This window comes from Emticicia sp. GW821-FHT11C11, assembly GCF_058808615.1.
This window is the reverse complement of sequence record NZ_JBXARV010000002.1, coordinates 280,675-301,460: the sequence shown is the minus strand read 5'-3', so window position 1 is coordinate 301,460 and position 20,786 is coordinate 280,675. Positions and strand designations below refer to the sequence as shown.

At 42.8% G+C, this 20,786-nt stretch carries 14 protein-coding genes; 7 read left to right on the top strand and 7 right to left on the bottom strand.

The genetic code is table 11. The features are described 5' to 3' along the window. Positions 1-2: 2 nt before the first annotated feature. Both AC1RRY_RS11180 and AC1RRY_RS11175 read right to left on the bottom strand, forming a co-directional pair. Positions 3-1,640, bottom strand: a complete 1,638-nt coding sequence (locus AC1RRY_RS11180; RefSeq protein ID WP_492820823.1) for an ArnT family glycosyltransferase — start codon at positions 1,638-1,640, stop codon at positions 3-5. A gap of 641 nt (positions 1,641-2,281) precedes the next feature. Next, positions 2,282-4,699 (bottom strand): alpha-ketoacid dehydrogenase subunit alpha/beta, encoded by a 2,418-nt coding sequence (locus AC1RRY_RS11175; RefSeq protein ID WP_492820825.1) that lies wholly within the window; start codon positions 4,697-4,699, stop codon positions 2,282-2,284. A 269-nt stretch (positions 4,700-4,968) separates the two neighbouring features. On the opposite strand from AC1RRY_RS11175, the gene AC1RRY_RS11170 reads away from it, so the two are divergent. From AC1RRY_RS11170 to AC1RRY_RS11150, 5 genes are all read left to right on the top strand, one after another. Continuing rightward, positions 4,969-5,394, top strand: coding sequence for a DUF1573 domain-containing protein (locus AC1RRY_RS11170; protein WP_492820827.1), 426 nt, complete (start codon positions 4,969-4,971; stop codon positions 5,392-5,394). 179 nt (positions 5,395-5,573) lie between these two features. Beyond that, positions 5,574-6,779, top strand: a complete 1,206-nt coding sequence (locus tag AC1RRY_RS11165) for an ATP-grasp domain-containing protein (protein ID WP_492820829.1) — start codon at positions 5,574-5,576, stop codon at positions 6,777-6,779. A gap of 2 nt (positions 6,780-6,781) precedes the next feature. After that, positions 6,782-8,131 (top strand): glutamine synthetase family protein, encoded by a 1,350-nt coding sequence (locus tag AC1RRY_RS11160; RefSeq protein WP_492820831.1) that lies wholly within the window; start codon positions 6,782-6,784, stop codon positions 8,129-8,131. A gap of 12 nt (positions 8,132-8,143) precedes the next feature. Beyond that, positions 8,144-9,481, top strand: coding sequence for a GntP family permease (locus AC1RRY_RS11155; protein ID WP_492820833.1), 1,338 nt, complete (start codon positions 8,144-8,146; stop codon positions 9,479-9,481). Between the two features lie 78 nt (positions 9,482-9,559). Further along, the gene (locus AC1RRY_RS11150) at positions 9,560-10,252 is read left to right on the top strand and encodes a molybdopterin-dependent oxidoreductase (RefSeq protein WP_492820835.1); all 693 of its coding nucleotides are present in this window, start codon (positions 9,560-9,562) and stop codon (positions 10,250-10,252) included. A 92-nt stretch (positions 10,253-10,344) separates the two neighbouring features. On the opposite strand, the gene AC1RRY_RS11145 is transcribed toward AC1RRY_RS11150, so the two are convergent. The 3 genes from AC1RRY_RS11145 to AC1RRY_RS11135 all read right to left on the bottom strand — a co-directional run bounded on the left by AC1RRY_RS11145 (position 10,345) and on the right by AC1RRY_RS11135 (position 13,812). After that, positions 10,345-11,952, bottom strand: a complete 1,608-nt coding sequence (locus AC1RRY_RS11145) for a serine hydrolase domain-containing protein (RefSeq protein ID WP_492820837.1) — start codon at positions 11,950-11,952, stop codon at positions 10,345-10,347. 144 nt (positions 11,953-12,096) lie between these two features. Continuing rightward, positions 12,097-12,975 carry a T9SS type A sorting domain-containing protein gene (locus AC1RRY_RS11140; protein ID WP_492820839.1) on the bottom strand — a complete coding sequence of 293 codons (879 nt, stop codon included), beginning with the start codon at positions 12,973-12,975 and terminating at the stop codon, positions 12,097-12,099. Between the two features lie 123 nt (positions 12,976-13,098). Continuing rightward, on the bottom strand, positions 13,099-13,812 hold the full coding sequence (locus AC1RRY_RS11135; protein WP_492820841.1) for a pyridoxine 5'-phosphate synthase: 714 nt from the start codon (positions 13,810-13,812) through the stop codon (positions 13,099-13,101). 222 nt (positions 13,813-14,034) lie between these two features. Here AC1RRY_RS11135 and AC1RRY_RS11130 point away from each other — a divergent pair, with 222 nt between their 5' ends. After that, positions 14,035-14,484 (top strand): GatB/YqeY domain-containing protein, encoded by a 450-nt coding sequence (locus AC1RRY_RS11130; RefSeq protein WP_492820843.1) that lies wholly within the window; start codon positions 14,035-14,037, stop codon positions 14,482-14,484. 73 nt (positions 14,485-14,557) lie between these two features. Beyond that, positions 14,558-15,715, top strand: coding sequence for an iron-containing alcohol dehydrogenase (locus tag AC1RRY_RS11125; RefSeq protein WP_492820845.1), 1,158 nt, complete (start codon positions 14,558-14,560; stop codon positions 15,713-15,715). Between the two features lie 155 nt (positions 15,716-15,870). Here AC1RRY_RS11125 and AC1RRY_RS11120 read toward each other — a convergent pair whose 3' ends face one another. Both AC1RRY_RS11120 and AC1RRY_RS11115 read right to left on the bottom strand, forming a co-directional pair. Then, complete coding sequence (locus AC1RRY_RS11120) at positions 15,871-19,548, bottom strand: PVC-type heme-binding CxxCH protein (RefSeq protein ID WP_492820847.1); 3,678 nt, start codon at positions 19,546-19,548, stop codon at positions 15,871-15,873. A gap of 79 nt (positions 19,549-19,627) precedes the next feature. Beyond that, positions 19,628-20,752 carry a Gfo/Idh/MocA family protein gene (locus tag AC1RRY_RS11115; protein WP_492820849.1) on the bottom strand — a complete coding sequence of 375 codons (1,125 nt, stop codon included), beginning with the start codon at positions 20,750-20,752 and terminating at the stop codon, positions 19,628-19,630. Positions 20,753-20,786: the final 34 nt, after the last annotated feature.

The following is a 20,786-nucleotide window of genomic DNA, read 5'->3' as shown; positions in this document are numbered from 1 at the left end:
TACTACAAGTTTTTTCGTTTCAGAAACACAAAACCATTTTCTTCTTTGATGAATTCCAGATTCGGATGATTTTTATATTCATCATATCGGTCGATACGTGTCACAAAGAATACGGGCTTATTTACCGGTCCGTTCAAAAGCCAGTCGCCCAGTTGCTCCTGCGTCATGCCTGTAGTGGAAGCAGGCGTACTATTGGGTTGCTTCTGAAAATAAAACAAATGGGCATAGCTTTTAAAACCGATTACGCCGATGTATACGTCTTGCCCTTGTTTAGACTGATAGAAATCTATAGCAGCTCCTTGTGTATAACGTTCAATTTTAGGAACAACCGAAGCACCGAAAATCAGCAGGCTTAAAGCTGTTGAGAGGCTTAGTCCACTTATAAATATCCATTTTCTTTGAATAGATGCTTTGTTCATGAAAATTAATACCAACAGGATGGCGAAATAAACCAAACCTATGAGTACTTCAAAACCGCTCCAGTTAACAACGGCATTAAAGTTTTTAACGGCAAAGGAATCTTTGATATAAGGAATAATTGCCTCCGTGTTCATGCCTATGAGAGGCACAGCCACCAAAGCCAACGACATCACAAAACCGATGAAAATAAAGCCGAACTTTACCCATTTATTCCAGTTCTTTTTATGTGCCAGCCAATTATACAAGGTAGTGGCAGCCAGATAAGAAACCGGAAAATAAGCCATAGACGAATAATGCACAATTTTGGTTGTAACCACGCTGAAGAGAATCATAACAACCCAGAAAGTGACTTTCATCCAGGTGCCGAAGTATTCCTGTCTGGAAGCCAGGGCAGGAATGGCAAAAATAGATATAGGGAAACAGCCGATCAATACGACCAAAAAATGATAGTAGAAAGGTTGCCCGTGCCCGGCATCGGGCGTACTGAATAAGCGGATCTGGTACCGGATAAATTCTTCAAAAAACCAGAAACCATTAGTGACCAACTCCTGAGCAAACCAGAGCGAGGCAATGGCGATACACGTAAGGGCGAAAATCAGTAACTGTTTAATGGTGAAGAGCTTCGAGAATTTTTTGATAAATACCCAATATGATACGACCGTTAACCCCCAGATAAGCCCCCCTACGGGGCCTTTGGTAAGAACGGCCAACCCAATGAATATGCCCGATAAAAGCATCTGTTTTGGATGAAACTGTGCTTTAAAAGAAAAGTAGATACCCAGAAAAATAAACAGATTAAAAGTGGGATCGATAATGCCTGATTTGAAATACAAATGTGGTGTAAAAGAACCCAGATAAATAAGTGACCATATTAACCCGAAATTGGCATTTCTGATATTTTTGCCAATGTAGAATATAACCAGAAGCGTGATACAACCCATGAGGGCATTGGGAAAACGCGCAGCAAACTCATTCACTCCCCACAGCTTCATGGCTGCTACCTGCATCCAGAAAAAAAGCGGAGGTTTTTCCCAGAAAGGCTTGTAATCAATCTGTACTTTGCTGTAGTTTTGGGTAAGAATCATTTCCCGGGCTGACTCGGCGAAATTAATTTCATCCCAGTCGAAAAGGTGCACATTGCCCAGAAAAGGAAAGAAAAACAAGATGCCCAGGGCTAATATAATAAACGGATAATATTTCTGATGGATTTGAAGACTCATTCAATGTGGCATATTTTTCTCAAAGGTAGAAATAAAATTAAAAACACCGAAGTATCTTGGATACTTGTAAGAAGTAATAAAATAAGGGATTATACGTATATATAACAGACTCTTTAGGCGTTAATATGATACGATACAAGAGTGAGTAAATATTGTCCGGATTACAGGAATCAGATTGTGATAATTGCAGAGGTATACCCAATTTTTGCTAGTACAAGTAGAACTTATCGGGGATTTCAATGTATTCTGTCGAATTTATATATGATTTTAGTAAATTTTAATTTGAAAATGATATAAGTTGCTAGAAATATTTCTACCTTTACAAGTCGTAAACAGATAGTATTTGATATTGAGGGGAAGGAAATTGTTTACGAGACTCCGATTTGGGAGATATTTGAATTTAGCAAGATTTTTATAATAGCAGTTGGTGAATAACTGTGGCTCAATGGTTGATAAAACTATTGTTTTTACCACAAATTCAACTAATGGTTCATTTCGCTAAAAAGAGCTTTTTTAGTCACAGCAAAAGTTGTTTTGGGTTCATCGGGGGACAGATTCTGCCCCCTTTGCCTTTTTTAAGGGGTCAATAAAAAAACGCAAGCTGATTGCCTGCGTTTCTTCAATGATAAAATAGCTATCTTCTATTTATATAATTCCGGAAACTCTTTAGGTCGTGCTTCCCGCATCATATCATATACCGCCTCAAAAATGGTCTCAGCATTTGGTTTTGAGAAATAATCACCATCTGCCGCATACGCAGGGCGGTGTTCTTGTGCAGGAATAGCTTTAGGGGCTGAATCCAGCCATCTGTATGCCTGTTGCCCATCAATTACTTGTTGCATCATAAAAGCGGATGCTCCACCGGGTACATCTTCATCAGTGAAAATCACCCGGTTCGTTTTTTTGATTGATTCAACAATGCTGTGGTGTACATCGAAAGGTAACAAAGATTGTACATCGATTACCTCGGCGTGAATACCCACTTGTTCTAAATGATTGGCTGCTTCCATCACAATCCGGCACATAGAGCCGTAAGTAACAATGGTAATATCAGTGCCTTTTTTCAAAATTTCAGGTACGCCGAGCGGTACACAGATTTCTGACAGGTTAGACGGCATTTTTTCTTTAATTCGATACCCATTCAGACATTCGATGATCAAAGCCGGGTCGTCTCCTTTCAGAATCGTATTGTAAAACCCTGCAGCCTGTACAAAATTGCGTGGCACTAATATATGAATGCCCCGTAAAGAACCGAGCATAGCCGACATTGGTGAGCCGGAGTGCCATATACCTTCTAATCGATGCCCACGTGTCCGGATGATCAGAGGTGCCAGCTGTCCACCGGCTGTACGGTAGCGAAGCGAGGCGAGGTCGTCAGTCAGTGTAGCTAAAGCATAGTAGATGTAGTCGAAATACTGAATCTCCACAATGGGTTTTAGTCCCCGCATGGCAGCACCTATGCCTTGTCCGATAATGGTAGTTTCACGAATACCGGTATCAGTTACTCTTATTTCTCCGTATTTTTCCTGCAAACCGGCAAATCCCTGATTTACATCACCTATTTTACCCACATCTTCACCGAGGGCGAATACGCGTGAGTCTCGTTGAAGCAACAAATCAAAATAGGCGTTAATTATTTCTCTGCCATCTACATTGCTATTTCCTTCGGCATATTCAGGGGCAATGCCTTTCACAAACATAGGCGACGTAGGGTACTCGCTCAATAAATGGGTATTAAATCTTTCTTTATTTTCGGCAGCTGATTTTTCCAACCAACTGACAATAGCCTTTTTAGCCTGGTTGTCTTCTGATCGCATCAGGATTACAGCTTTTTTTACAAGGCTGATAATCTCTCTCCGAAGCGGGTTTTCAGTATGCTCCAGTTCTTCTCTCAGTTTGGCTATGGCTGCTGACTGTTTGCTTTCCAGGGTAGCTTTTTTCAAGAGTTGAACAGCTGTTTCAAAATCCGGCTTAATGGATTCGCGGAAGGCTGCCCATGCGGCATTGCGCGCTTTTTTGGCTACATCTTTTGCCTTTATTTCAATTTCGTCCAGTTCTTTCTCTGTGGCGAAGCCGTTAGATAAAATCCATTCTCTGAGGTGCAGGTTACAATCAAACTCTTTTTCAAAATCAAGTCGTTCTCTTGATTTATAGCGTTCGTGCGAGCCCGAGGTTGAGTGCCCCAATTGTTGGGTTACTTCTATGACGTGTACCAGAACAGGCACGTGCTGGTCGCGGGCATAGAGTGCCGCACGTTGGTAGGCTTCAATCAACTCCGGGTAGTTCCAGGCACGGGCAACCAGTATTTCAATACCATTGCTGCCATCTTTTCTCTGGAATCCGGCCAGTGCTTCAGAAATGCTCGATTTAGTGGTCTGATACTCTATCGGAACCGAAATACCGTAGCCGTCGTCCCATACTGAAAAGATAATCGGTATTTGTAATACACCTGCGGCATTAATTGATTCGAAAAACATACCCTGCGAAGTAGAGGCATCACCAATGGTGGCAAAGCAAACTTCGTTTCCGTGTCTTGAAAACTTCGTGAGATGTTTTAAATCGGGGTTATGTCTGAATAATTTGGAGGCATAAGCCAGACCGATAGCGCGGGGCATCTGCCCGGCTGTAGAAGACACATCACTGACTGTATTATATAATTCTGTCTGATTAAGCCATTCTCCTTTGTCGTCTATCCAGCGGTTGCCATAGTGGGCATTCATTGAGCGGCCTGCTGAAAAGGGATCATGGTTAATATCGGGGTGAGCGTATAATTGTGCAAAAAATTGTTGCCAGGTAAGTCCGCCTACGGCCGCCAGAAAAGTCTGGTCACGATAATAGCCGGAACGAAAATCACCTTGTCTGAAAACCTTTGACATTGCTATCTGAGCCAACTCTTTACCGTCGCCGAACACACCGAAATTAGCACGACCCATGAACACATCTTTGCGGCCGATGGTACTTACTTCTCGACTTTCGCAGACAATCTGGTAGTCATTTAATACTTCTTCTTTTGTTAAGAGAACATCTGTTGAGGTAATTAAATTTGTTGCTTCAGTCATTCTGTGAATTTTGAATGGTTAATATGGTAAGAAAATCCATACAAAAAAATAAATATGCCTGACCCAAAGCCAGAACGAAAATTAGTTGTCATGCTAACTAATCATGTTGTAAAGTTAAGACTTTTTATTCCATTTTTCAAAAAAAGAGTTTTGTTAATGACTTGTTAAAAATTTGGTGTTTGTGATGCATTTATTATTTATTTGTAAGAGAAAATATGCGTTACTAATAAAACAGAATTTATTTTTCACTTTAAAATTATTCAAATCGAATGAAAAAATTAATTTCAACAATTGCGGTGGTTTTGGCATTTGTAGCTTCTGTTCAAGCTCAGGGGGTACTAAAATTCAATAAGGAAGTTCATGATTTCGGTAAAGTTGCTGAAGGTCCTTTGGCTACTTACAGTTTTGAGGTTACCAATACCGGCACTGCTCCGGTTGTTATTTCAAATGCGGCGGCCTCATGCGGTTGCACCACTCCTGAGTGGTCAAGAGATCCGATTATGCCGGGTGCAAAAAGCACAATCAAAGTGGGTTATAACACTTCAGGCCGTCCGGGTTCATTTACAAAAACGATCACAGTAACCAGCAATGCTGAAAACGCAACAGTGATTCTGACAATCAAAGGCGAAGTTACTGCTCCGGCAGCATCACCGGCCGCACCAGCTGCGTCGTCTAAAGGAAAGAAAAAAGTATAATCTATCTATATATTCTTCCCTGAAGAAGCCATCTGCCACTAAGGCAGATGGCTTCTTTGCGTTTAAGGGGCCTGATTCAGAAATTTCTACTTTTCGCCTATCAGTGCTTGTCTAAATGGAAAAAAATATCGAATATCGAATTCTATTCATTGGCTCAATATAAACTAAGATCTCACCATATGAATTTTCTTTGCATTTGTACTTACTTTAAGGGTGTAGAGTTTCTGAAATCCTGCAAGGCAGAAGGGAATACGGTTTATCTGCTTACCAATAAAAAGCTGGAGGATAAAGCATGGCCGCGGGAGTCGATTGACGAAATCTTTTACCTTGAAAATATAGACAATACCTTTGATACCTACGGCAAGATAATTCAGGGCATGGCCTATCTGATGCAGGGCAGGAAAATTGACCGCATTGTGGCTCTGGACGATTTTGATGTGGAAAAGGCTGCGTTGGTTCGTGAGCATTTCAGAATACCCGGTATGGGGCAAACCACTGCGCGTTATTTCAGAGATAAACTGGCCATGCGGATTCAGGCCCTGAATTCAGACATTAATGTGCCTCCTTTTACACCACTTTTTCATGATGTTGACATAACCGAATACCTGCAGGCTACGGCTGCTACGTGGGTAATTAAACCCCGCTCCGAAGCCTCGGCTGCAGGTATAAAGAAAGTGCATAGTTTTCAGGAAGCCTGGGATACCATTCATAGTCTGGGACAAGAAAGACACAATTTTCTGATAGAGCAATTCAAACCCGGAGACGTGTATCACGTAGATGCCCTGACGGTAGACGGGAAGGTGATTTTTTCAAGATGCAGCCAATACCTCAATACGCCGTTCGAGGTAGCGCATGGTGGAGGGATTTTCCGTTCGGTAACGGTAGAACATGGTTCGAAAGACGAAAAGGCCTTAAGGAAAGTAAACGAGCAGGTGATGAAGGCCTTTGGTATGAAGTTCAGTGCATCGCATACAGAAGTAATCAAATGCTTTGAAGACGGGAAATTCTATTTTCTTGAAACGGCTTCGAGGGTAGGAGGTGCCAATCTGGCTGAAATGGTCGAGTTTTCGTCAGGTATTAACTTGTGGCGCGAATGGGCGAAGATAGAAACAGCCATAGCCACCGGAGGTACTTATGAATTGCCGCAGGTAGACAATTACTATTCAGGCATTATTATTTCGCTTTCTTCGCATCAATGGCCTGACTACACACCTTTTAATGACCCTGAGGTGGTATGGAAAATGAATGATGAGTATCATGTAGGGCTGATTGTTCGCTCAGAAAGCCGTGAAAGAGTTTTAGAACTGATGGATAAATACGCTTTAATAATTCATAACCTGGGCTACCATGCCTCTGCACCTGCACCTGACAAACCCGTACACTAAAAATGACTACACAAGAAATAATTGATTACGTAAATTCACACCCATCGGGCAAAGTGAAACTGGCCGTTGCCGATATTGATGGTGTACTGAGAGGTAAATATATCAGCAAACAAAAATTCCTGTCGGTGATTGAAGGCGACCTGGGCTTTTGTGATGTGGTATTAGGCTGGGACATGGCCGATGTCTGCTACGATAACACAGATTTTACGGGCTGGCATTCGGGTTATCCCGATGCTAAAGTGAAATTGGATTTATCTACTTTCCGTAAGATTCCATGGGAGAATGACATTCCTTTTTTTCTGGGTGAGTTTATTGAAGAAGCCGCTGAGATATGTCCGCGGAATGTGTTGAAAAAGGTAATTGCAGAGACGGAGAATGATGGCTTCAAACCTTTCTTCTCTCAGGAATTTGAGTGGTTTAATTTTGAAGAAACGCCGGATTCGGCCAATAATAAGGGTTTTCAGAATCTGAAACCAATTACACCGGGTATGTTTGGATACTCTATTTTAAGGAGCACTCTGAGAAACGACTACATGACGGCCTTGTTTGATCAACTGACCCGCTTTGATGTGCCGGTAGAGGGTCTGCATACAGAAACCGGCCCTGGTGTTTATGAAGCGGCCATTATGTATTCTGATATACTGACAGCTGCCGACAGAGCGCTGCTTTTTAAAACTTCAGTAAAAGAGATTGCCTATCAGCAGGGTATTCTGGCTACTTTTATGGCCAAGATTGACGAGAATCTTCCGGGTTGTAGCGGTCACGTGCATCAGAGTCTGTGGGATACGGAAGCCAAAACCAATCTTTTTTATGACGAAAAGGCTCCAAATCACGTAAGCGCATTGATGCAAAGCTATATGGCGGGTCAACTCTATTGCCTGCCGTATATTCTGCCAATGGTTGCACCAACCATCAATAGTTATAAACGACTGGTAGAGGGAGCATGGGCACCAACTACCCTTACCTGGGCGGTTGATAACCGTACGGTCGCTTTGAGAGCATTGCCTATCAGCAAGAAATCATGCCGACTGGAAACCCGTGTGGTGGGTTCAGATACCAATCCGTATCTGGCATTGGCGGCATGTCTGGCTTCGGGTTTATATGGTATTCGTAATAAAATGAAGTTGAATCAACCTGCTACTTTGGGCAATGGCTATCGTGATATTAGCAATGGCATATTACCGGGCAATCTGGACGAAGCTACCAAAGCCATGAAGGATTCGGCCGTGGCCAAAGAGCTTTTTGGCGAGAAATTCGTCGCCCATTTTACTCAAACCCGCAACTGGGAGTGGCGGCAATATGCGAAAGTAGTAACCGACTGGGAGTTGAAAAGATATTTTGAGATTATCTAATAAGCCCGCTGCATGATAATATTCGTTGTTTTTCTGGCCATTGTTTTTATTATTCTGTCTTCTACCTGGTTTAAGCTCCATCCTTTAGTCGGTCTGTTGCTGGCTGCTTTAGGTGTGGGTATTTTTGCCGGTTTACCTATCGATAAGCTGGCCGATACTATTGGGAAAGGTTTTGGCGAACTGATGTCAAAAATCGGGCTGATGGTTATTCTGGGATGTGTAATTGGCGCCATACTTGACAAGTCGGGAGCGGCCATTAAGGTGGCAGATATTATCTTAAAACTCTTTGGCGAGAAATATCCTGCCTTTGCCATGTCGGTTATCGGAGCAATTGTCGGTATTCCTGTGTTCTGCGATTCGGGTTTTATCATTCTGGCAAAGCTTAATAAAATTGTGGCCAAAAAGACCAATCGTCCGTTGGGAACCATAGCCATTGCGCTTTCGGGTGGTCTTTTTGCCACCCATACTTTAGTGCCACCTACGCCCGGACCATTGTCAGCTGCCGGAAATTTGAATCTGGCACATAGCATGGGGCTGGTTATTCTGGTAGGATTGGTGGTGTCGGTACCCAGTTTGTTTTTGTCAACCTGGTTTGCGCAGAAGTTTGCCCGGAATCTGGATATAATCGAAGACAAGGAAGAGAATCTGGATATGGCTCATACAAGTACTTTGCCGGCAGGCTGGAAAGCTTTTATGCCAATAATACTGCCCATTATTTTAATCACTGTTGCTTCTTTTGCCAAAATCCTTAATCTGAGCGAGACGCTGACCCACTGGCTTAATTTTTTCGGCAGTCCGCTGGTTTCGTTTCTGTTAGCTATCTTGTTTTCGTTCAGCCTGTTTCCTGAAAAGCCCCTGGAGAAGATATTCGCCTGTTTCAAAAGCGGTATCGAACATTGCGGAACCACCCTTGTGCTGGTAGGTGCAGGTGGGGCATTCGGTGCTGTATTGAAAGAAACACATCTGAAAGATATTGTGAGCGATTGGCTAATGGCCAATCAAACCTCGGGTATTGTATTCTTGTTGATTGCCTTTCTGGTGGCGGCCTTTTTCAAGACTGCACAAGGTTCTACCACCACTTCAATGGTTTTGACCTCGGGCATTCTGGCTCCTTTACTGATTTCTATGGGTTTTACAGAGCCGTTCGACCTGACATTGTTGGTAATGGCCATTGGCAGCGGAGCCATGACGGTCTCTCATTCCAACGACGCCTGGTTTTGGGTGGTATCGCAGTTTACCGGACTCACGCAGGCCGATGCCTACAAAACGCATACAATTCTTACCGGCCTGCAGGGCATTGTGAGTATCATTACCGTATGCCTGATATATCTTCTCTACCATCTGTTTTAGAAAATATCCTTCCGTAAATAACTATGTGGTATAATAATTTGTTAAGGAGGTATTGATAGTATCAAAACCTATTATTGCATGGAAGAAGTAAGCAAATTAAATAAAATAATAGAAGCGAGAATGAAACTGAAAGCTCGCTTTGAAGAAAAAATAAAGAGCACGCCATCAGTTGCTGACGACCGGCCTTTGGGCACCGGAACAATCAACAGACACGGAATGCCCCAGTTGCCGGCGGGACAAACCCTTACTCAGAAGTGGCCGGTATTAGACCTGGGGTATCATCCGAGTATAACACTCGACCGTTGGCGGTTAACTATTGACGGTGAAGTTGAAAACCCTGTAGCGCTTACCTGGCAGGATTTTATGGACTTGCCTCAGGTAGAAGACACCAGCGATTTTCATTGTGTAACTACCTGGTCTAAAATGGATATGGTCTGGAAAGGTGTAAGGCTGATAGACATTGCCGCTTTGGTACAACCCAAAGAAACAGCCACACACCTGATGTGCTATGGTTATGATACCTACACCACCAATGTATCAATGGAAGAGGCGTTGAAGCCGGATGTTCTGTTGGCGCATACGGTCTATGACGAACCTTTGCCGAAAGAACACGGTGGCCCTGTACGGATGATTACCCCGCAATTATATGCCTGGAAAGGCTCTAAATGGATTAAGCGAATCCAGTTTTTACCGAAAAACAAACTGGGTTTCTGGGAAGAAAGAGGGTATTCAAATACGGCATACCCCTGGAGAAATGACAGATATAGTTGATTCGTCTTTAAGTAATTGATAGATACCAATAAAGGCTGCCTATTCAAAAGCAGCCTTTTGTTGTTTTAAAATCCTGGTGTAATCTAAAGCTATTAATTTTTCTCCAGCAGTTCCTTCGCTTCATTATACTGCCTGTCTTTGGCAACGATGTAATCTTTGTATTTCATCAGTCGGCTTAGGTATGATTTCGCCAGTGCAGTATTATCAGGCAAATAATACTTGGCCAGTTTCATCATGGCATCAAATTTATAGCCTTGTTCCTGATAAGCATCTCCGTCAGCAAGACTTTTTAATAAAGCTATTGATTCGGTTTTTAGTTGTGTATTTTCCAGAATTATACTACCAAAAAAGAGTTTGCCGGGGTGTTGTTCCGGGCTTTGTTTATACTTCAATACAATGGTTTTTCCGAAATCTAAAACCGTTTTGTCTGTTGAGTTGGCAATGACCTCATAAACAGTCGGGGAGTCCCACCTGGTGCTTGAAGGATAATATTTTATTAATAGTTTTAGTAATTCATCACTCGATGGATAGCCCATCGTTAAGGGCTTTGGAGCAAATCTCAACACAGTAGCATAGGCAAATAGCTCTTCAAAATTTAAAGTTGACGGATTGTTTTTTAACTGTTTTTCAATCTCAGAGAGGCTTTCACTAAAAAGAGTGCCTTCTTTTTTATTTGAAACAAACGCTTTGAGGAAAGCACAAACCAATGGTGAATTAAACGGATTGCCAAAGCCTAATCGGTTAGTAGCCGAAGCCATATCAGTTGAGGAGAGCATAACCAGTGTGAGATTCTTAGCCAGAACTCTCAACAGAATAGAAGCATCATTTCCATAGCCATAAGCCCAGTGGATATCCAGTCCTTCAAATTTTGCAACAAACCAACCCATTCCCTGCGGGCTACCTGCATAAAATGGTGTAGTTATCTTTTGATACCGTTCTTTTGAAATAAGCGTTTCCTTGTCAATGGCTGCACTGTACTTTACCAAATCATTGACACTGCTCATAATACCAAAAGCAGGGCCGCTTATCATATTCTTAAAACCAAGAATGGAGCTGGTGTAGGTGTTTTCAGCCTCATTGTAGCCGTAAAGTCTGGCTACGCTATTGGTTAGTGCGTAGTGTCTGGCAGAATCATATCTGGCAATGGTATGTGTCAGATGCAGAGGTTCAATAATGCGTGTATCCACCTCATAAGTATAGGGACGGTAGATATCATCGGCTATGTCAATTTTATTAATGCTTTTGAGCGCATTGTAAACGGTATTGAATTTACCGCCATTATACACAAATGCCTGTCCGATGGGTTTGCTTTCAGAGGTATGACTTAAAATATGCGCCAATGTGGTTTTGTCGTCCCAGCGATTGGTGGTGAAATACTGGTTCGGAAAACTGTTAAGCAAATCGGTTAAGTGAAGTTTATTTTCGGCTTCCATTTGCTGCATCATCACTGACGTAATACTCTTGGTAAGGGATGAAATCACAAAGATATGGTCGGCATTAACAGGCTCTTTCGTATCCGGATTGGCGTAGCCGATTCCCTTGAAGTAAATCAGGCTATCTCCTTTTGCCACACCAATGGCCATTGCCGGAATTTTTAATAGCTGAGTATAAGTCTGAATATCTTTCGAGAAAGCGTTGAAATTCTGCGCGTGTAACAGATGGGTCAGCACACATAACCCAAGTAGTAATAGCTTTTTCATAAGTTTGCATTTAAAACAATACGCCCACAGCAAGGAACAATAGCGAATAGACTGTTTTTATCACTCTGATTGCATTGACCATATGCCGTGGGCGTATGATATATATTTTTATCGCCTCCTGGTAACAGGGTAAGGCTGGTAAAATTATTCCTTGTCCGGAGATAAGTTTACTCTTTTCGTGATGCCGTCTTCACCCTGCGTAACTATTACGAAAACCACGCCTTTTTGCTTGCCGATGTTGATCTGGCCTACATAGTCGCCGCTGAAATCTTTGATTTCGTCTTTGGCAACTACATTACCTTTCAAGTCCAGAACTTTAACGCTTACATCGCCTTTTTGCTGGCTGCTAAAACGAAGATTCAGTATTTCTGTTTTCGGATTGTTCGGATAAACACTCAACCCGCGAACGGTTTTGCTTGACGAACTACCATCAAAGGCAAAAACATCAGGTAGTGCTTTAAACTCAAATTGCAAATCTTTACCCAACTGATTAAGGTTTTCATTTAACCCTTTCATGTCAAGGTCAAAATTAGTATTAAAATCTTTGTCCCCGTCGGAACGATACACTCGGGTACGTGGCTTTTCTCTGATTATTACATCATCATCATTGAATTCAAAATGATTGTCATTTCCGTTTCTGCCACGGCTGTAGGCTCTTACGCGAGGTTTTTCTGAATCAAATTCAAAATGTCTTTCAAAATGGTCGTCATTGCTTGACATGCTCTCTCTTTCATCGCCAGTAAAGCTTTCCACTTCTACCTTGGTGCCACGCACATTCTCTTTGTTTTTGGCCATTACTGAATCCTGATAGTTCTGAATCAGGTCTTCTTTCTGTTTATCGGTGAAACCAGTAGCATCAAAGCTTTTTTCATGTACTTTGGCTTTACCATTGATGTCCTGCTCGATTCTGATACGGACGGTACTTTTTTTCTCTTTCTTTTCTTGTGCGAAAGAGGCAAATGAAGTGACGGCTAATACCGCCAAAAGGCTTGTTTTGATTGAATTTCGGAATGAAGCTTTCATAATTTGTAATTTTTAGAAACTTTGAGATAAATGACATTTACGCCTGATAGAATGTTGCACAAACATAGCGAAGTGATACTTTATTATGCTGTTAAAGTTTCTTAAAAATTGTTAATCCGGCTATTATAACTGTCTCAGGTACAGTTGAATAGTGTTTTCAAGGCCGTAATAAAGTGCATCGCAAATGAGTGCGTGGCCAATGGACACCTCAAGTAGATTAGGGATATTTTGTTTGAAGTAAGCCAGATTCTCCAGGCTCAGGTCATGGCCTGCATTTACTCCCAAACCCACCTGTGCAGCCACCTGTGCTGCTTTGGTGTAGTCTCTGATGGCTTCTTCTTGATTGTGCGGATACACATGTGCGTAGCGCTCGGTATATAATTCAATGCGGTCGGTACCTGTTTCAACGGCTCCCTCAACCATGCGTTCGATAGGGTCAACAAAAATAGATACCCTTATACCCACACTTTTAAAAGTGGCCACTAAGTCTTTCAAACGCTCACGATGGGTGATGGTATCCCAACCTGCGTTTGAGGTAATGGCGTTAAGTGCATCGGGTACCAGCGTTACCTGTGTTGGTTTATTGGCCAGTACCAGTTCTACAAACTTGGCTTCTGTGGGGTTGCCCTCAATATTAAATTCAGTAGTAACAATTTTCTTTAAGTCGTACACATCCTGATAACGGATGTGCCGTTCGTCCGGGCGGGGGTGAACTGTAATACCCTGTGCGCCGAACCTTTCACAGTCAATAGCCGTTTTTACCACATTCGGCATATTTCCTCCACGAGAATTTCTTAAAGTTGCTATTTTATTGATATTTACTGATAATTTTGTCATGGTGATTATTTTAGGAGAAAGGAATAAGGAATATGGAAAAAGGATAAAAACTGGCCGTAATTCCATTTGAATGAATAACTAATTACAATCAATAATGAGTTCCCTGATTGCCCACAAATTGGGTCAAAACTATTTCTTCGGGCAATCGAAACGAAACAACTCGTTCGGTTGTTCAGAAATAATCAGGTAATCGTATATATTATACAATAAACTACCAGCAAAATGGCACTAAAAACAGAAATTGACGCACAGATTAAAGCAGCGATGCTTGCTCGTGACCAGGTAAGACTAATGGCATTGAGAGACATTAAAAAAGTAATTTTATTGGAAGAAACCAAGGAGGGAAAAACAGGTGAACTGACACCAGACGAAGAGTTGAAATTACTGACCAAGGCAGCCAAACAAAGAAAAGATTCGGCAGATATTTACCGTCAACAAAATCGTCCTGACTTATTGGATAAAGAATTAGCCGAATTAGTGATCATTGAAGAATTTTTGCCCAAGCAACTGTCGGAAGATGAACTGAAAGCAAAATTGCAGGAGATTATTGCCCGCGTAGGTGCCGCAGGTCCTTCTGATATGGGTAAGGTAATGGGTGCAGCCACCAAAGAATTGGCCGGTCTGGCTGACGGAAAGGCTATTTCTGCTACTGTTAAATCACTTTTAGCGTAATATAAGTATCAATATTATATACAGTTGTGCCATGTTGTTTAGCATGGCATTGCTGTTTTAAACCATCAAAGCCATGTTTAACAACTTTGTATATCAGAATCCGGTAAAGATACTGTTCGGTAAAGGACAGATTGCTCAACTGAACAAGCAGATTCCGGAAGATGCCAAAATAATGCTTACCTATGGTGGCGGCAGCATCTTTAAAAACGGTGTCTATGAGCAGGTGAAAAGTGCTTTGGCTGATCGAAGCATCATAGAATTTGGAGGCATTGAAGCGAACCCAACCTATGAAACGCTGATGCAGGCAGTTGAATTGGCAAAAAAAGAAAAGGTCAGTTTTCTGCTGGCTGTTGGCGGTGGGTCGGTATTAGATGGCACCAAGTTTATTGCGGCAGCTATTCCTTACGAAAGTGAGGATGCCTGGGCATTGGTAACAGGTGAGACGGTTATTAAGAAAGCTATTCCTTTAGGCTCGGTGCTTACATTGCCCGCTACAGGATCGGAGATGAATTTCTTTGCTGTAATCAGCCGTAAAGAAACGCATGAAAAGAAAGGGATGGGACACCCACGATTGTATCCGGTGTTTTCAATTCTTGACCCGGAGACTACCTATTCATTACCTAAAAGCCAGGTAGCAAATGGTATTGCGGATGCTTTTACGCATGTAATGGAACAGTACATGACCTATCCTGTCAATGCTGAAATTCAGGACCGCATGGCGGAGTCGGTATTGCAGACTTTGATTAACATAGCACCTCAAACACTTGAAAACCCGACTGATTATGAGTCTCGTGCTAACTTTATGTGGGCGGCTACTGTGGCTTTGAATGGTTTTATAGGCGTGGGTGTACCACAGGATTGGGCTACCCATGAGATAGGACATGAGTTGACGGCTGCTCATGGCATTGACCACGCACGTACGCTGGCAGTCGTGTTGCCTCACTTGTTAAGAATCAAAAAGGATGACAAGCGCGGAAAACTGATTCAATATGCACAAAGAGTATGGAACCTGACAGGAACGGATGATGAACTTGTAGAAGGAGCGATTCAGAAAACGATTGATTTCTATGAGTCCTTAGATATACCGACCCGGGCAAAGACCTATGGCATAGGGCAAGAAACCATTCAGAAGATTGTGAAGCGTTTTGAAGAGAAAGGAATAGTTTTAGGTGAGAACGCTGATATTACTCCTGATGTGGTTGAGAAGATATTGGAGTTGAGTGTGGGGTGAGGATAAACTGTAAGTTTTAGAGCGGCTTTGTAATAATTGCAAAGTCGCTTTTTTATTTACTCCATTATTTTGTTGCTATGATTCGCCAAAAAACAAAACAGCCTCTCAATTGAGAAGCTGTTTGTATGATTATTACAATCTATTGTACGTTAGTTTTATTTCACTACTTTCATAGTTCCGAACATTAATCGCCAGTGGCCGGGGAATGTACACACAAACGGATAATTACCTGCTTCGGCCGGAGCGGTGAATTTTAAACGATACGTTTCATTCGGATTCACCAGAGGTGTAGAAGCTATTACCTGCGGAATGCCCGGTACGTAATTCTTCTCGGCACCGTCTTTTTGGGTAATCATTTTATCGGCTGCATTTCCGATTATCTCCATGCTTTTCTGCTTGCCAATTACAATGTTGTGTTGCATGGCATCAGGGTTTTCGAACACCAGTATTACAGGCTTGCCGGCTTTTACTGTAAATTCTTTTTTATCAAACTTCATCTCTTCTTTGATAGCCTTGATACTGATAACAATGGCATTTTTGTCATCGTCGGCAGTGCTGCTTTTCAAGCCCCATGCTACCAGTAGCTTATTCAATCTTTCAGCATTGGTCTCTGTGAGTTTGCTGTTTAAAGAAGCTATGAATTTGGCATTCTCTGCATTTACTGTCCCTTTCTTACGTGGATTCCAACCGTTCGAAATACCTTTCAGCAAGGCTACATTTTCTGTGGCAGGTAATTTATCCCAGTATTTAAGCAAGGCTACCAAAGTATCGGCAGGCATTACAGAAGCGTAACTTCTGGCTGCTCTTTCTAAGGCGAATGTTGAAAGTTTTTGAGCCTGCTGAACCGTGATTTTCTTAATGTAATAATTATTCTTCTCGTTGTTTTCTTCAATCTTGTTCTCATGGTCAACCATAATGCTGAAGGTGTAGTCTCCGGCTATATCGTTTGAGAAGTAGAAGTCACCCGACCAGGGGCCATTGGTATTTTTAGAGATGGTTACGGTTTCGCCCGGAGCTATGCCACTGTTATGCACCATACTCCAAATGGTGAACTTCTGATCTTTACCTGTGATTTCTATTTTCAGAGAAACAACATTCCCTTTCTTTACTGAATCCTTACCGTTGTTTTTCACTTCTACAAAATACCGCATGCCTTCACGTACATAAGGAGACGTGGGCTCAGTACGTAGATTAGTGATTAGTAAGTCAACGCCGGCTACAGGTGCAGGAAGCGCTTTCGGTGCTTCTTTGGCTGGTGTTCCATGATTCATGGCCGAGTGGTCGTGACTCATAGGAGCAGTAGTTTTAGTGCTTGCCAGTCTGTTTAGGTGTTTCTTCAGTAGAACTGATTGATGGCTGGTTAAAGCCACTGCAAAGGCATCAGGTAACCACCGGTCAGTGCTTTCTGTAGCAGTTTCTATGCGTGTCAGTAATGCCTGTTCAGATGCCGGAGTAAGCGGCATTTCGCTTAAAGCCAGAATAGCATTCAATACAACCAATGGTTCTTTGTTGTTCAGCAGGTCGTTCTGTAAAATAACATCCACCGAGTTTTTAGTGGTTGGTAGAATCTGAATAGCATTTTTCTGAACAGCCCATGAAGGGTGCTTCAAAGCGGCTGTTACCGCCTGTAATGCCTGCGGGTTAGTTTCTATTACACCTAAACCTTTCAATGTCCAGAGTGCATGAATAGCCGCGGTGTTCAACCCGATTTCATCTACCGATTGGTCTTTTACAAGGGCAATCAAAGCAGGAACTACGTCAGTTTTGCCGCGTTCAACCAGTAATCTTTGCGCATGACTTCTCCAGAACATATTGGTGTTTTTCAATGCAGCCAATAACTCGTCCGGACGGTCTTTGCTCAGTGACAACGGGGTATAAGCAGGCGCGTCTTTCCAACCTACTCGATAGATGCGTCCGTGTGTAAAATCGCGTAAATCGGTTTGGTAAGCATTACCAAGGCCATTATCAAAGCCCCTAGGAGTAGGATTATGCTGAATAATATAACTATACCAGTCAGCTACCCAAACGGCGCCGTCAGGGCCAACCTCGGCAAACACAGGTGCAAACCATTCGTCGGCACCGGCCATCAAGTTGAATGATTCTTTGTCTTCATAATTGGTACCCTTTTTCTCCATCTGGTTCTGATGCACAATGTGCCCGGTTGGCTCACTTACAAAGGCAATCTGGTTCCAGTAGTTTTTAGGGAAAGCCCTTGCTGTATAAAAATTGTGTCCGGCTGCGGCCGTAAATCCACCAAAAACATCCACCTGTCTTACTTTCTCCGTAATAGGTTTCATGTCTTTGTGCGTATCGGTAGAGCGGCTGCCATTATCTGCATTAAAGCCGGGATTCAGGAAGTTTCTGTGCGGAATAGCCATATACCAGCCGTGTGCATTGTTGGCAGTTGAGCCGAATACATCACCGGCTTCGTTGAAACCCATACCCCAGGTATTATTAGAAGTACTGGTTGTCCATTCCAGTTTCGAACCGTCAGGTTTGAAGCGGAACAATGCCTGCCCAAATTTCAGACTATCTGCCGAACCTACTTTTCCGTAAAAACCAGAATAACCAACACTGCCCCAGATCCAGTTATCAAATCCGTAATGAAGGTTCGATGGCCCGGCGTGTGTATCTCCTGTACCGAATCCTGTAAACAGGATTTTCTTTTCATCGGCTTTGTTGTCTCCGTCATTATCTTTCAGGAATATCATGTGAGGTGCCTGCGATACAATCAAACCACCGTTGGCAAATACCATTCCGGTTGGTATGCTTAATCCGTCAGCAAAGTGGGTAAACTTATCAGCCTTACCGTCTTTGTCAGTATCTTCACACATCAGGATATAGTCGCTGCCGCCACTGTCTTTTCTTTCATTCGGATAATCTTTTGTAATCAGTACATACAAACGACCTTTTTCATCCCACGACATCGCAATCGGGTGCTGCACGTTAGGCTCTGCTGCAAAAAGATCCAATGTAAAATCAACAGGCACCTGCAAGTGTTTCATTGATTCTTCCGGCGAAAGCGGCAATTGTTGCAATTGTACGCCCGGGCGTTTCTCATAATTCGGTAAATTAGCACCTCTGTATTCAAACGGCTTAGGATTTAAAGCTGCATGTGCCGAACGGGCACCTTCATCAACCGCCCACACAATGCCATTATAGAGTAATTGCTGGAAGGCAGAATTACTCCAGGTGTTATCATCATGCCCGTAAGCAGTATAGAATACTCGACCTTTACCATAAGTACGGGTCCATGTATAAGGTTCAATATTGGTTTCAGAACGATCGGCGGTTTGATCGGCCTTTATTTCGCGTACCTGCAATACGTTGTTATCCGCCTGCAAATGACTGTGCAGATAAGTTTCGTCATACGATTTAATCTGAGGTAAATCCTTCACAATCAAATGCGTGGGTAAAACTGTTTTTACCTGAATAGTGTCCATTTTGTGTCGCCAGAATTGTCCACCTACCAATTTGACATATTCAGGTGAATTACGGAAACAGAAAGAGGCACAGTGAATAGGCAGGATTCCCTTGCCCGATGCCACGTATTCCAGCAAAGCCTTTTCGGCTGCCGGAGTGATTTCGTCCCAATTGGCGTAGATCATCAGGGCATCGTATTTTGCCAGATTCTTTGGGTTGATATCTTCCAGACGGTCGGTATAAGTAAAGTTGACACCTTTAGCACCAAGGGCTGCCATCAATGTCGGGAGCCTTTCGATGGGTTGGTGATGACCGTTATCGCCCAGAAACAAAATTTCAAGTCGGCGGGCTTTCTGAGCCTGAACGCTTTGCCATAGCAGAACGATCAGGAGTATGAGTGTTTTTTTCATAAGATTTATAAAAAGCAGGGCAATGAATGTTGAAGAGATCTATAATCAGTTGGGCGAGATAACCCGCCCAACTGTTTGATTATGCATTATTGAAATCGGGTAGGTAAATTATTTTACCACCTTGCATAGCAGATTCGTGAGCCAGAATACCAACGCTTGTCCAGTTGGCCGATTGAGCCGCATTCGGGAATGGTTCGCGGTCTTCAATGAGCGCCATTACGAACTCATGCGCCAGATGCGGGTGAGAACCACCGTGGCCTGAACCCTGTGTGAACGACAAGTGGCCGTTTTCTCCTAAATCGTATACGCCTTTGGTTGTAAATTGCTGAATGCCTTCAGGTAGTAGTTCGGCGTAATCTTTTACCGTTACTTTTTCCGGAATCTCGTGTTCAGGTTTTTTGGCTGTGTGAATGATGTGTTCTTCGTTTTCAACCAGCGCCCACTCGAAAGATTTTTTCGAACCATACACTTCAAAACTTTCACGGTACTGACGAGCCACGTCAAACAACGAGCGATACACATAAGCGCTCAGGTCGCTGTCTTTGAATTTGATATGAGCAGACTCGACCGCAAAAGGAGAATTGTGAATCTGAGCCAGTTCTTCACGAATAGTACCAGAACCAAAACATGAAACGTATTCGGCCTCTAACTTTAATAAACCGGCTACGGGGCCTACGCAGTGGGTTGCATAGTGCATGGGAGGTAAACCCGGCCAATAGTCAGGCCAGCCGTCCATATCCTGTTGGTGGCTCGCTTTCAGGAACTGTACTTTACCCAGCTCGCCTTTTTCATATAATTCTTTTACAAACAGAAACTCGCGGGCATATACCACGGTTTCCATCATCATATATTTTTTGCCTGTTTCTTTTACTGCCTTTACAATGGCCATACAATCTTCTACCGAAGTAGCCATCGGTACAGTACAAGCCACGTGTTTGCCTGCATAAAGGGCTTTCAGACTTTGCTCGGCGTGGTTTGGGATAGGAGAGTTAATGTGTACCGCATCAACATCCGGATCTTTCAGTAGCTCGTCGTAATCTGAATAACGTTTTTCAATGCCGAACGCATCACCAATCTGATTCAGTTTCTCTACGTTGCGTTGGCAGATAGCATACATATTGGTATGCGGATGGCGTTGATAAATAGGGATAAACTCAGCCCCAAAGCCAAGTCCGACGATAGCAATATTGATTTTCTTTGACATGGTTTAATTGTTTTAGGTTAGCGTCAAATCCGTT

Bases quoted from the DNA above. Each gene is read 5' to 3' on its own strand.
- AC1RRY_RS11180 (WP_492820823.1), bottom strand. From the start codon at position 1,640: ATGAGTCTTCAAATCCATCAGAAATATTATCCGTTTATTATATTAGCC.
- AC1RRY_RS11175 (WP_492820825.1), bottom strand. From the start codon at position 4,699: ATGACTGAAGCAACAAATTTAATTACCTCAACAGATGTTCTCTTAACA.
- AC1RRY_RS11170 (WP_492820827.1), top strand. From the start codon at position 4,969: ATGAAAAAATTAATTTCAACAATTGCGGTGGTTTTGGCATTTGTAGCT.
- AC1RRY_RS11165 (WP_492820829.1), top strand. From the start codon at position 5,574: ATGAATTTTCTTTGCATTTGTACTTACTTTAAGGGTGTAGAGTTTCTG.
- AC1RRY_RS11160 (WP_492820831.1), top strand. From the start codon at position 6,782: ATGACTACACAAGAAATAATTGATTACGTAAATTCACACCCATCGGGC.
- AC1RRY_RS11155 (WP_492820833.1), top strand. From the start codon at position 8,144: ATGATAATATTCGTTGTTTTTCTGGCCATTGTTTTTATTATTCTGTCT.
- AC1RRY_RS11150 (WP_492820835.1), top strand. From the start codon at position 9,560: ATGGAAGAAGTAAGCAAATTAAATAAAATAATAGAAGCGAGAATGAAA.
- AC1RRY_RS11145 (WP_492820837.1), bottom strand. From the start codon at position 11,952: ATGAAAAAGCTATTACTACTTGGGTTATGTGTGCTGACCCATCTGTTA.
- AC1RRY_RS11140 (WP_492820839.1), bottom strand. From the start codon at position 12,975: ATGAAAGCTTCATTCCGAAATTCAATCAAAACAAGCCTTTTGGCGGTA.
- AC1RRY_RS11135 (WP_492820841.1), bottom strand. From the start codon at position 13,812: ATGACAAAATTATCAGTAAATATCAATAAAATAGCAACTTTAAGAAAT.
- AC1RRY_RS11130 (WP_492820843.1), top strand. From the start codon at position 14,035: ATGGCACTAAAAACAGAAATTGACGCACAGATTAAAGCAGCGATGCTT.
- AC1RRY_RS11125 (WP_492820845.1), top strand. From the start codon at position 14,558: ATGTTTAACAACTTTGTATATCAGAATCCGGTAAAGATACTGTTCGGT.
- AC1RRY_RS11120 (WP_492820847.1), bottom strand. From the start codon at position 19,548: ATGAAAAAAACACTCATACTCCTGATCGTTCTGCTATGGCAAAGCGTT.
- AC1RRY_RS11115 (WP_492820849.1), bottom strand. From the start codon at position 20,752: ATGTCAAAGAAAATCAATATTGCTATCGTCGGACTTGGCTTTGGGGCT.